The sequence below is a fragment of the Couchioplanes caeruleus genome, assembly GCF_003751945.1.
GTDB classification, from domain to species: domain Bacteria; phylum Actinomycetota; class Actinomycetes; order Mycobacteriales; family Micromonosporaceae; genus Actinoplanes; species Actinoplanes caeruleus.
Genome location: NZ_RJKL01000001.1, coordinates 1,467,713 through 1,480,574, shown reverse-complemented (window position 1 = coordinate 1,480,574; position 12,862 = coordinate 1,467,713). Strand labels below are relative to the sequence as shown.

Here is a 12,862-nt window from a genome sequence, read left to right as displayed (position 1 = left end):
GAGAATACCTCCGCGGAACAGCCCGTAGGCGTGACCGGCGGGCGGCCGTTCCGCCTATCGGATATGCCGTCGTGCTCTGGCATGATGGCCGCCATGTCAGCCGCACCCTCGCCCGGTCAGCCTCGTCCTGACTCGCCGACGGCGCCGCTTCCCATCATCGGCGCCGCAACGCAACCGCTGGACGTGGTCGGGCACCGACGGACCGGCCCAGACCGGTCACGCTGGTACATGTGGGTCGCCGTGGTGGGCGCGGCGGTCACGACCGCTGTCGCCGCCGTCACGGTATGGGATACGGGGCACAAGACGGCGTCCGCACCCCCGGCCGCTGCGGCCACCGAAGCACCGGCATCCGCGCCGACTACGCCGGAAGCCGACTCGACCTCCACAGGTGCACCGTCGCCATCCGCGAGGGCGTCGTCCCCGCAACGCTCACCTCGAACCGTCCCTCGCCCGGCCGAGCTCCTGGCGGGGTTGCAGGCCACCGTCCGAGGACTGGTCAACAACGGGAAGCTGTCGCCGGACGCCGGCGACGAGCTCAGCCAACGCCTGGAGGAGACCGCGAACCAGCTCGCTCAGGACAAACCCCGGAAGACCCGCCAAAAGCTCATCGAATTTGCCGAAAAGCTCATCGATCTCCGCGAAGACGGCGAAATTTCCGAACAGGACTATCAGGCGATCGGAGAAGCGCTGGCACCGCTCCTCGGCCAGCTTTCCTGACCCGTATCCCCGGCACCACAGCTACCTTCGCGGAGCGGTCGCCTGTGCCGGCGGCACGTGACCGACGATGGTGGCGAAGGCCGCATCCAGGACCTTGTCGGGAAGGACCCGGGCCAGCACGCTCGTGAGCCGCGAGTCGCGGCCCACGCGGTACCGTGACTTCGGGCGCCGGGCGGTCATCGCGTGCGCGACGGCGTCGGCGAACCCTTCCGGCCGGGTGGCGCTCGCCCTGGCCCGCCGATCGTTGCCCTCCAGGAACCGCAGGAAGGATTCGCGATACAGCTCGGCGACATCCTCTGGCGCCCCGTCGAGGGTCCGGTGTCCCACCTCGGACACCTTCTCCCAGATCGGCGTCCTGATCGCACCCGGTTCGACGACCGAGACGTGGACGCCGAAGGGCCGCAGCTCCCGACGGAGGGCATCGCTGTAGCCCTCCTTGGCGAACTGCGACGCGGCATAGGCGCCCAGGTACGGGCTGGCGATCCGGCCGAGACCGGAACTGACGTTCACGATCCGCCCGCGGGCCATGCGCGCCAGGGGCAGGACGGCCCGGATCACCGCGTGGTGGCCGATCAGGTTGGTCTCCAACTGGTGGCGCAACTGCGCAGGAGCCACGCATTCCAGCGGTGCCGAGACGCAGATGCCGGCGTTGTTGACCAGCCCCCACAGGCCATGGTCGCCGACCTGGTCCGACACCAGCGCCGCGGCCTGTGCGACGGACTCCTCGCGGGTCACATCGAGCATGACGGGGCGCAGCCGGGCCGACGACGCGGCCTGGAGCGCCTCGGCGTCGGCCGATCGGCGGACGCCGGCGAAGACGTGAAAACCGAGCTGATCCAAGTGGCGAGCGCACGCACGGCCCAGTCCGGTGGACGCACCCGACACGAGGACCGTGCGGCCTTGCCCGACGACCTGCTTAGACAACGTGGGTCCTTCCTCGGTGCGGGTCCGCCGCCACGGCGGACAACAGTGTGGTGACGCACGCGTCCGCCAGCCGTTCCGCGCGGGCGCGGGGCACGATGCCGTCGACGTACGTGAAGTTCCAGAACAGGTGGTCGTGGGTGGTGTTCACGGTGGCCACGAAGTAGCCGGAGACGGAGATGCCGGCGACGAACTGCGCGCCGGACAGGCGCCACGGGCCGAGCTCGTCCGGGAACTGGTGGCGGCCGAGGTTCGACAGGCACAGATTGCCCGGTCCCTGCCGCTCCACCTGGCGGACGAACGGGGTGCTCGCGGCCAGGTCGGGCGGCCCCAGCCAGCGCAGCAGACCGATCATGGAGAGGTGCTCGCCGCGCCGTCGCCGTCGGGCGAGGTCGTCGCTGACGGCGCGGGCCGCCGGCCACAGCGGCGCGCCCGGGCGGTGGGGAACGTACGACGGTATCGTCGCCACGTACGCGCCGACCTCGTCCGGCGACACCGGGGGATCCAGCTCCCCTCGGAAGTCGACGGGCGAACCGACGACGACATGCCCGTCCGCGCCGCTGCCGGCATCCTCGGCGACGGCGGCCGCCATTGCCGCGGCGAGTGCTCCGTGCACGGTCGCGCCCTCCCGCCGGCACACGTCGGCGAGCGCGTCGACCTGCGCGGCGGACAGCGACCGGTGGATGAACCCGGTGCGCCGGCGGTCGAACGGCACCGCCGCGCTGGCCGCGATCCGCCGGGGCCGCCACCGCACCCTCGCGATCTGGTCACGCAACTGGGCGCGGACGACGGCGAGGGCGCCGCTCGTGCCGCGGTGGCGGCGCGGGAACAAGTCCTCCGGCGCGGGCAGGCTCCGGGCGCGGGCCGGCGCGCCGGCGCCCGACCGGTACCCGTCGGCGATCCGGATCCACTGCTGGAGCAGCGAGAGCGCGGTGGTGCCGTCGGCGATGCAGTGCGCGAGCGTCAGAACGAGGTCGTGGACCTCGTCGCCCCGGGTGACGACGACGGCGCGCAGAAGCGGCCCGGTGCGCCAGTCGAGCCGGTCGACCAGCTCCCGGTCGTTGATCTCCTGCTGCCACCGCGTCTCCGCGTCCGCGTCCGTCGTCGTGACCTCCCGCAGCGGGATGGTGCCGGCGCACGGCACGAAGGCCGCCGGCCGGCCGGCATCGGTGGCGATCGCGACCCGCAGCAGCGGGTGCCGGGCCTGCAACCCGTCGAGCGAGCGTCGTGCCAGCTCCGGCGCGAAGTGTCCGTGCAGCCGGACCCGGGCGATCACGTGGAGCGGGGAGATCTGGTCGGCGATCCAGTACCACCGTTCGAGCGGGCTCAGCGGCCGCCGGACGTCCGGGTCGGTGTGTTCTCCCGCGGAGGTGCTCATCGCATCGTCCCGGGGCCGCGCCGGAACCGCTGGGGGCGGACCAGACGAACCGTCTCCGAGCGGACGTGGTCACCGACGTAGGCCAGCAGCGCGCCGAGGTCGTACGACGGCCTCGACCGTCCCAGGTCCGCCGGCGGGTCGGGCAGGATCTCCGGGAACAGCGGGCCGCCCATCGGATCCCCCTCGGCCAGCCCGTGCGCGAACAGCAGGGGCATGGTGTGCGGGCGGGGGTCGTAGCGGATGTCCTCGCCGGTGAACCGCAACGAGATCGCCCGGCGGCCCCTGTCGCGTGACGGGTTTCCCCGGGAACCGTGCAGGAGACGCGGGCTGAAGAACAGTGCGTCGCCGGGCTGCATGTCCCACTGGACGATGTCGAACGCGTCGCGGTCGCCTTCGATGTCCGGGGCCCACTCGAGATCCTCGTTGGTGAGCAGGATGGCGTCGGAGGTGGCCGACTCCACCCGGTAGTCCTTGCCCCAGCGGTGCGAACCGCGGACGAACTCGAGGGCGCTGTTCTCGCGGCTGACCGCGTCGACCGGGACCCAGACGTTGATGATCTGCTGACCGGTGATCGGCCACGCGCTCATGTCCTGGTGCCAGGGCGTGGGCATCGTGCTGCCCGGCTTCTTGCAGAAGACGTCCTCGTAGAACAGGTTGACCCGCTCGGCGCGCAGAGCCTGCGCGGCGAACCGGGCCAGCGGCGAATGGAACCACAGCTCGCGGATCTTGTCGTGCTTCAACCAGACGAACATGTCGTGGTAGAGGCCCTTCTTGCGCCGCGACAGGAAGCGGCCCGACAGCGTCGGCCTGGCGGCGGCCTCGTCGAGGGCGATCCGGAGGTGTGCGACCCACTGCGCGTCGAGCACCTCACGGACGCAGATCACCCCGTCGCGATCCAGCGTCGCCAGTTCTCCGGCGGTGAGATCGCGGTGTGGTGTGCTGGGCAGGGTACCGGTCATGGCAGATTCCAGTCATCGAGAACCAGTGAATGGGGCCCGGAAGGTCAGGACGGATTCGTTCTGCCGGTAGAGCACGGGGGCGGGCACCCACCGGAAGTACGCATCCCGCAACCGCCTCGGCAGGGGACGTTCCAACTGCTCGATCAGGCTGACGGCGCGGGACGTCCGCACCATCCGCCGGGCCCGTGACCGGCGGCGGCTCTCGTAGCGGCGCAGGGCCTGCGGTACGTCGCCGGCCTCGGCGAGGCTGCCGGCCAGCACGACCGCGTCCTCCATCGCGGTGCCCGCGCCCTGGCCCAGGCTGGTCAGCATCGGGTGTGCCGCGTCGCCGAGCAGGGTGACCGGGCCGGTTCCCCACCGGTCGAGGAAGGGCCGGTCCTGCGCGGGGACGCTGACGATCGCCTCGGCCGGGGTGACCCGGATGGCCTCGCCCACCTCGTCGGCCCAGCCGGCGTACGCCCGCGCGATCTCGTCCTTGCCGCCGTGCCACCCGCGGGCCTCCGCGGCCGGCATGTTCTTCGTGCCCCACCAGTAGACCCGTCCGTGGCCGATGTCGATCAGCCCGAACCGCTGCCCCGCCCCCCAGTAGTGGCGGACCGCCCCGTCGGCAAGCCGCTCGTGGCGCAAGGGTACGACCGCCAGCCAGCACACGTATCCCGGCTCGCGGAGCCGTGTGGGACCGGCGATCTGGCGGCGGATCACCGAGTGGAGTCCGTCGGCGCCGAGGAGCGCGTCGCCGTGTGCCTCGCGGCCGTCCGCGAACGCGACGCGGACGCCGTCCGCGGTGGCCTCGAAGCCGGTCACGGTGGCGCCCAGCTCGACCGGTCGGCCGTCGAGGCGGTCGAGCAGCGCCTGTTGCAGGTCGGCGCGGCCGATGGTGATGCTCGGCGCGCCGAGCCGGTCGCCGATCTCCTTCAGCGGCAGCGACCGGATGGGACGGCCGTCGCGGGTGAGGAACTGGAATGTCTCGATGGCCCGGCCGCGCTTGTCCAGGTGCAGGTCGATGCCGAGCGTGCCCAGGGCGGACACCGCGTTACTCATGATCGACAGCCCGGTGCCGGCCGGGCGGAGCTCCTCCGCCCGCTCGTAGACCGCCACGTCGATGCCGACCTGGCGCAGGGCGACCGCCGCCGTCAGCCCGCCGATCCCGGCGCCGACGACGATCACCCTGGGCCGCCGGTCCCGCCTCACCGCGCGCTCCGCTGGGCGCAGGTCAGGTCGCGGATCCGCCGGGCGACCGTGGTGATGTGCGGTGGCTCCATCATCTGCAGGTGGTCACCGGGGACGTCCACGACGTCGACGCGGCCGGTCGTCCAGGTCGACCAGCCGTTCGTCGGGTCGAGGTGCATGCTGCCGACCGCGCGGTGCGCGGGAGCGAGCACGTCCGGCAGCGGCGCGCCGGCCCGCAGCAGCGTCAGGTCCTGGTCGACCGGTTCCGGCCGATAGCTGAGCAGTGCCTGCCAGTTGGCCTCGAACACGCCGAACAGGCGGCGTACGTGGGCGCTCGAGCACCCGTCCGGCAGGACGCCCGCGTCGACCGCGTGCCGCAGGATGGCGTCGAACGCCTCGTCGTCGGTGAGTCCCGGGGGAAGTGTCGCCGCGGCGGTGGCACCACCGCGTGCGAGCCACAGCAGTTCCCACAGGAACCACTCGAACAGCAGGTCCCGGTGCACGGAGGGGCGCCCGTCCACGGTCGGGATGATCGTGTCGAGCAGGACGAGGTGGTCCACCTGCGCACCCGCGCGCCGGAGCTGGCAGGCCATCTCGTACGCGACGAACCCGCCGAACGACCAGCCGCCGATCGTGTAGGGGCCCTCCGGCTGCACCCGCCGGACCGCGTCCAGGTAGCTGCGCGCGAGGGCGGGCAGGTCGCGCAGCGGCTCGGTCCCCGGCTCCGTCCCCGCCGCCTGCAACGCGTACACCGGCTGGTCCGCGGGCAGCGCCTGGGCCAGCCGTACGTAGCACAGGACGTTGCCGCCGATGGGGTGGACGAGGAAGAGCGGCGGTCGGCTGCCTTCGGTCCGGATCGGCACGAGTGGGTCGAAGGCCGTGGGCATACCGCCGCCGCGAAGCCTGCCGGCCAGCTCGGCGATGGTCGGGGCCTTCACGAACGCCGACAGTGGAACGTTCATGCCGTACCGCTTCTCGATCATGACGACGATCCGCATGGCGCTCAGGGACGTGCCACCGAGGGCGAAGAAGTCGTCGTGCGCGCCCGGCGTGGGCACCCGGAGCAGGTCGGCGACCAGGTCGGCCAGGACGCGCTCGTATTCGTCACGCGGCGGCGTACGCTGCGCCCCGACCGCCACCGGTGCCAGCGGGATCTCCCGCAACCGCGCGTCGTCCCGCTTGCCGCTCGGGGTCCGAGGCAGCCGGGGCAGCCAGGCGAACCGCGCCGGAACCAGGTGGTCGGGCAGCGACGCGCGCAGTTGCCGCCGTACATCCTCGAGGTCGACCCGCGATTCGTCGCCGACCAGGAACGCGGCCACATACGCCTCGGTGTCCCGGCGTCGCGCCACCACGGCCACCTCCCGGATGCCGGGGTGGTGTGCGGCGAGCCCCAGGATGGCCAGCTCGACCTCGGCGGGTTCCACCCGGAAGCCGCGCACCTTCACCTGGGCGTCGACCCGGTCGAGGCAGACGATGTCACCGCCGGGCAGCCGGCGGCCGAGGTCCCCGGTGCGGTACAGGCGGCCGGTGGGGTGCGCGACGAAGCGCTCGCGGGTCAGGTCCGGCCGGCCCTCGTAGCCCTCGGCGAGGCAGGCACCGCCCACGTAGATCTCTCCCCGCGCTCCCTCGGGCACCGGGCGCAGCCCGGCGTCGAGCAGGTGGACCTCGGCCCCGTCGATGGCCTGCCCGATCGGCGGCTGAGCCGGGAAACGATCCGGGTCGCCGCTCATCGGGTAGGCGGTCACGACGTGCGTCTCGGTCGGACCGTACTGGTTCTCCAGGATCGCGCCGGGCAGCGCGCGGCACAGCTTGCGGATGTCGGTCGTGACCCGGAGCTGTTCGCCGGAGGAGACCAGGACCCGCAGCTTCCGGGGATGAACATCCAGGGCCTGTGCCGTCTCGGCGAGCTGCTGGAGGGCGACGTACGGCAGGAAGACCCGCTCGACGCCGTCGCGGTCGAGCAGGCGGAGCAGGCGGGCCATGTCACGCCGCTCGTCCTCGTGGACCAGCCGCAGGGTGCCCCCGCCGCACAGGGTGGAGAAGATCTCCTGGAAGGAGACGTCGAAGCTGAGCGGCGCGAACTGCAGCGTGGTCCCGCCGAGAGCGCCGCTGGCCCGGCGGTTCTGCCACGCGACCAGGTTGGCGAGCGCGCGGTGCGGCATCGCCACGCCCTTCGGCTCGCCGGTGGAGCCGGAGGTGAACAGGACGTAGGCGACGCTCTCCGGGGCGATCGCTGCCGGGGCGAGTCGTTCGCCGGCGGTGCCGGCGGCGGTCACCGATTCGGCGCTCAGCAGCAGGGCCGGATCATCGACGAGGTGGGCGTGCCGCGCGTGCGCGATGATCCGGAACGGTCGGGCCACGCCGACCATGGCGGCGATGCGCTGTGGCGGGTAGCTGACGTCGAGCGGGACGCAGGCGGCGCCCGCCTTCGCGATGCCGAGGACGGCGGCGATCATCTCCGGCGAGCGGTCCATCGCGATGCCGACCCGTGCGCCCGGGGGTGGCCCGAGCTCGATGAGCCGCTGCGCTACCCGGTTCGCGGCCTCGTCCAGTTCCTCGTAGGACCATCGCTGCCCGGGGGACCCGGAGAAGGACAAGGCGACCGCGCGGGGGTTCTGCAGCGCCTGGTGTTCGAACCAGCGCACCACGTCGGCGCCGCCGGTGGTGGTGAGAAACGCCAGGTCGGCGGCTTCGCGCGGACGGTCGACGATCCGGCGCAGGATCTCCAGGTAGTGGCGTCCGAACAGATCGGCCTGCGCTGCGGTGATGGTACGGCCATCGCCGTCGATACGCAGGTGCACGCGCCCGTCGCGAGGGTCGGTGATCGCGTTGACCAGCAGCGCGAAGTGGGTACGTTCCCAGATCTCCACGTCGCACAGCTCGACGCCCGCGGTCGCCAACAGCGGTGTGAGCTGATGGAAGTTGACGTAGTTGAAGGCGGTCTGCAGCACCTCGGCGCCGTGGTCGGCCTGGATGGCGCTGAGGGGGTACCGCCGGTACGGGTAGCCCTCCCTCTCCTGGTCGAACACCGCGCGTACCGTGTCGAGCCAGTTGCGTGGCGTGGGGTCGAGCCGGCCCGGCACGGTGTTGAGGAACAGCCCGGTCAGCCGCTCGGCGTCCGGCTGCTCCGGCCGCCCGTGCGTGACCAGTCCGGTGATCACGTCGTCGCCACCCGTCAGCAGCCGCAGCGTGAGGCAGTGCGCCGCGAACAGCACCGACTTGAGGGGAAGCGCGTGGTCGTGGGCGAAGCGGCGGATCGCGCGGTCGAGCCGGGCCGGTAGCGGGACGCGACGGGTGACGGGTGCGCCATCGCCGGGCGGTTCGTAGGGTCGGAAGCTTTCGATCGGGGCGGGCGCGGCGCCGTGCAGCCGGTCCCGCCAGTACCGCCGGGTCGTCTCGTCCGACAGCGCAATCCGCTCGGCCCGCACGTAGGCGGCGGGCGACGGCGTGCCGGCCGCGGCGACCGGCTCGATGTTCATCCCGATCGCGTGCAGGTAGTCCTGCAAGAGCTCACCGACCAGGTTGGCGACGCTCCAGCCGTCCAGGATCGCGTGGTGGAAGCTGAACACGAGGTCGAGGGTGGTGGGCCTGACGAACACCCGGAGCAGGTGCAGCTCGGGCGACTCGAAGACGTACCCATGGTGGCGACGTGCGGCGATGTGCTCCCGGACCACGGCCTCCGCCGCCGTCGCGGTGTGCGAGCGCAGATCGACGACGTCCAGTGTCCTCCCCGAGTCGCGGTGCACGACCTGTAACGGCTCGGAGAAGTCGGCCACGTGCAACGACGAGCGCAGGACGGGATGGCGGGCCACCAGGCCCGCACGGGCCCGGCGGAAGGCCGCCTCGTCCCAGTTCAGCTTGAGCGTGTACCGGAAGACGTCGTGGTAGACGTCCGAGTCGTCGTGCTCGCGGCTGTGAAACAGCATCCCGAGCTGGAGCCGGGTCATCGGGTAGGCATCCTGCGCCGCTGCCAGCCGAGCCCGGTCGACGCCCGCGACCAGCGCGAACGGGGTCGGCGCGGGTGCGTCGCGCTCCGGCGCGGTGGTGGTGACGCGCGTGGCCAGCTCCGCGACAGTGGGGTGGGCGATGAGGTCGGTCAGCGCGAAGTGCAGTCCGCGGCGCGCGGCCGCGGCGCGGATGCGGAGCATGAGGATCGAGTCGCCGCCGAGGCCGAAATAGTTGTCGTGGACCCCGACGGTGCTCGTCTCGAGCACGTCGCACCAGATCGCGGCGAGCGTGGCCTCCACTTCGGTGCGGGGCCGCACCTCGGGTGCGGCGTAGAAGAGCGACGGTTCCGGCAGGGCGCGCCGGTCGGCCTTCCCGTTCGGCGTGAGCGGGATGCTGTCGATCCGTACGAAGTATGCCGGGACCATGAACTCCGGCAGCGTGGTCGCGAGGTGGGCGCGGAGCAGGACCGGATCGATCTCGTCGGCGGCGACGTAGTAGCCGACGAGGTGGAGGCCGCGTGCCGCCGTGCGCCGGTCCACGACCACCGCGCCGGCCACCCCGGGCGCGCTCGACAGGGCGTTCTGTACCTCGCCCAGCTCGACCCGGTTACCGCGGATCTTCACCTGGTCGTCGATGCGGCCCAGATACTCCAGAGTCCCGTCGGCGAGCCATCGGGCGAGGTCGCCCGTGCGGTACATGCGCTCGCCCGGGTCGAACGGGTCGTCGACGAACTTCTCCCGGGTCAGCTCCGGGCGGCCGAGGTATCCGCGGGCCAGGCCGGCGCCGGCGATGCACAGCTCCCCGGCGACGCCCGCCGGCTGCGGCCGGTCGTCGAGGTCGAGCACGTAGAGCCGGTGATTGTCGATCGGTCGGCCGATCGGCACCCGGCGTACCGGCTGTGTCGCGTCCGCCGGGCAGTCGAAGGAGGAGACGTCGACGGTCGCCTCGGTCGGGCCGTAGAGGTTCACCAGCCGTGGCGCCTCCGCGGTGGCGAACACCCGGTGGAACCGCTCGACCAGCGTCGCCGGTAGCGCCTCGCCGCTACAGAAGACGTAGCGCAGCGATGCCGCCTCCGCGCGCCGCTCGGGCGAGCTCTCCAGAAGATCGAGAAACGGACCGAACAGCGACGGTACGAAGTGGAGCACCGTCACGCCGTGCTCGGCGATGGCGTGCAGGATCCGGCCCGGCTCCTTTTCGGCGCCCGGTGGAAGAAGGGCCACCCGGGCGCCTTCCACCGCCCACCAGAACAGTTCCCAGACCGACACGTCGAAGGAGCTGGGTGTCTTCTGCAGCACGACGTCGTCGGCGCCGATCGGGTAGCGCCTCTGCATCCAGGCCAGGCGGTTCACCACCGAGTGGTGCTCGATCATGACGCCCTTGGGCCGCCCGGTCGAACCGGAGGTGTAGATCACGTAGGCGAGGCTGTGCGGCGACGCGGCCTCGGCGAGCGGCGTCACCGGCCCCGCGTCGGGGCGCAGGGCGGGGTCGTGCGCGGTCAGGACCGCCTTGGCCCCGCTGTCGGCCAGCAGGAACTGGATCCGATCCGGCGGGTAGCCCGGGTCGATCGGCACGTACGCCCCGCCCGCCTTGAGCACGCCCACCAGCGCGACGACGAGGCCGGGGCTGCGCTCGATCCGGACGGCGACCCGGTCGTCCGGCCGCACGCCGCGCTCTCGCAGTGCCCGGGCGACGACGGTGGCGCGCGCGTCGAGGTCGGCGTAGGTGAGATCGCCCTCCGTCCCGTTCCCCGCGACGGCGATGCGGTCCGGCGTCCGGGCGGCCTGCTCGGCGATCAGCGCGTGGAGTGTCACGTCAGCCCGGTACGGCCTCCGCGTGTCGTTGTTGCGCCGCACGAGGTCGTGGGTCTCGTCGCCGGAGATCATCGCCAGGTCCCGAACGGGCGTATGCGGATCGTCGACCGCGTGACGGATCAGCGTTTCGAGGTGCCGGGCCGCGGACGCGATGGTGAAATCCTCGTCGAACACGTCGAGTGCGTAGTCCAGGTCGACCCGGACTGCGCCGTTGTCGTCGTACTCCCTGATATATACGGTCAGGGCGTCCTGGTCGTGCCCGTGCGAGAGCTGGGCCTTCTCCACCGACAATCCGGGAACCTCGTCGGAGGTGGCGAGCCGGAGATACGAAACGGTGACGTCGAACAGGCGGCGAGGCCCTTCCGCCGACGACGGCAATGCGCGGAGAACGTCGCCGAGCGACAGTCGTTCGTGGCGTTTTGTGGCGACCGTCGCCGTGGCGATCTCCGTCGCAATGTCGGACGTCGACATGGTGCCACGTACCGGCACTCGTAGCGGGAGCATGTTCGCGAAATGGCCGACGGTCCGCTTTTCTCGGACATTGTGCCGGTTGAGATGCGGAATACCGAGCACTACCTCTTCCGTGCGGTGCACCCGGGCCAGGTAGGTGGCCAGCGCCGCGGTGAGAAAGGAGAACACGGACGTCTGCCGGTGGCGGATCCGGTCGACCAGGTCCCGCTCGATCATGAATGTGTGGCGGTCGGTGCGCCGTGCGCCGTCCCCGGCGGCGGCCGGGTTCCTGGCCGGGAACAGCGCCGGACGGACATCCGCGAAGGTGCTTCGGTAGAAGTCCCGGTCCCGCTCCCACCGATCCGATCCCTGATAGCGCGCGTGCTCCTCGACGTGTGCCAGGTACGAGCCCGGCGTGATCTCCAGGGCCCGGCCCGTCCGCGCGGCGTGCGCGTAGTCGGCGAGGATCTGCCGTACGAGCTGGTCGGCTCCCCAGCCGTCGACGATGATGTGGTGCACCGTCCCGTAGAGGTGGCTGACCGAGTCGCTCTCCCGCAGCAGGGCCAGTTCGTAGAGTCGCCGACCGGTGAGATCGACCGGGCGGCGCGCCGCGCGCTCCATCCAGGACCGGCATCGCGCCGCGGGGTCCGGCGCGGCGGAGAAGTCGTGGATGTCGACCCGGGCCGGCTCGGTCTGCCGCCACTGGACGGGGACACCGTCACGGTCACCGAACCGGAGTGTGAACGCGTCGTTGCGCGCGATGGCACGTTCGCAACACTCCTTGAGCACCGCAAGGTCCACATTTCCCGCCAGTCGAGCGGTCGCTGCGACATTGAAGCGCGGGAGTCCCGGAAAGTGCGAACTCGCGGCCCAGACATCGCGTTGGTAGGCGGTTAGCGGAATCAACGATTCGGCGTTCATGACATCCTCAGGATGGTGAGCCGGCCAGCATCAGTGCGGTGACCCGCGGGAAACGCCGCAATCGTCCGTCGCCCGGGGAGCATGGTGCAATGCGGACACCGATCGGGTGTCTGCAACATTGACGACCTTAGGTGCGTCGCGGCGGTGGTGGGAACCCCCGCCATTCATCGACTCCGGTGACAGATCCAACAGCCGCTCGAGGTGGCTAGTCGAAGTGGCTTCCCGTAGCGTCGTCGGTTGCTCCACAACAGAGCCTGCCCGGTCGGCCACGGGAGGCGGGGCGGCGCGGGATGTCCGCGGCCGGGCCGTCGAGCTGTGGAGCGGATCAGCGGGGAGGGGTACGACGAAGGCGCCGCGGACGGGTGCACCATCATGCCGCCGGTGCTGCCGTCCGGTCTGCCGGCCTGCCCTCCCGCTGACAGCGACCGGCGGCAAGCCGGGATGGACCGAAATTGCCTCGACCGTGGCGGCCGTGTCCCATTCAGTCCGGTAAATCCGTCCCACATATTGGCGGGCGCCGATTATGGCCATCGCGTAGTCGGGCTTGTGACAGCAGTCCTCGAAGAGGGACGCCTAAACTCTGCCGA

The 12,862-nt window shown here is 71.5% G+C and carries 6 protein-coding genes; 1 reads left to right on the top strand and 5 read right to left on the bottom strand.

All coding sequences use genetic code 11. From position 1 onward, the window contains the following. Positions 1 to 93 precede the first annotated feature (93 nt). Complete coding sequence (locus EDD30_RS38180) at positions 94 to 717, top strand: FIMAH domain-containing protein (RefSeq protein WP_148088119.1); 624 nt, start codon at positions 94 to 96, stop codon at positions 715 to 717. A gap of 21 nt (positions 718 to 738) precedes the next feature. Here the strand turns inward: EDD30_RS38180 and EDD30_RS06375 are convergent, their stop codons facing one another. From EDD30_RS06375 to EDD30_RS06355, 5 genes are read right to left on the bottom strand one after another with little or no spacing between them, the layout of a single operon-like run. Further along, positions 739 to 1,602 carry an SDR family NAD(P)-dependent oxidoreductase gene (locus EDD30_RS06375; RefSeq protein WP_280526217.1) on the bottom strand — a complete coding sequence of 288 codons (864 nt, stop codon included), beginning with the start codon at positions 1,600 to 1,602 and terminating at the stop codon, positions 739 to 741. 31 nt (positions 1,603 to 1,633) lie between these two features. Further along, positions 1,634 to 3,016, bottom strand: a complete 1,383-nt coding sequence (locus EDD30_RS06370) for a phthiocerol/phthiodiolone dimycocerosyl transferase family protein (RefSeq protein ID WP_123678114.1) — start codon at positions 3,014 to 3,016, stop codon at positions 1,634 to 1,636. Continuing rightward, positions 3,013 to 3,975, bottom strand: a complete 963-nt coding sequence (locus EDD30_RS06365; protein WP_071802903.1) for a phytanoyl-CoA dioxygenase family protein — start codon at positions 3,973 to 3,975, stop codon at positions 3,013 to 3,015. The genes EDD30_RS06370 and EDD30_RS06365 overlap by 4 nt, the downstream gene beginning before the upstream one ends. 12 nt (positions 3,976 to 3,987) lie before the next feature. Further along, positions 3,988 to 5,166 carry an FAD-dependent monooxygenase gene (locus EDD30_RS06360; RefSeq protein ID WP_071802902.1) on the bottom strand — a complete coding sequence of 393 codons (1,179 nt, stop codon included), beginning with the start codon at positions 5,164 to 5,166 and terminating at the stop codon, positions 3,988 to 3,990. Further along, the gene (locus EDD30_RS06355) at positions 5,163 to 12,275 is read right to left on the bottom strand and encodes an amino acid adenylation domain-containing protein (RefSeq protein ID WP_071802901.1); all 7,113 of its coding nucleotides are present in this window, start codon (positions 12,273 to 12,275) and stop codon (positions 5,163 to 5,165) included. Before EDD30_RS06355 ends, EDD30_RS06360 begins: the two co-directional genes overlap by 4 nt. Positions 12,276 to 12,862: the final 587 nt, after the last annotated feature.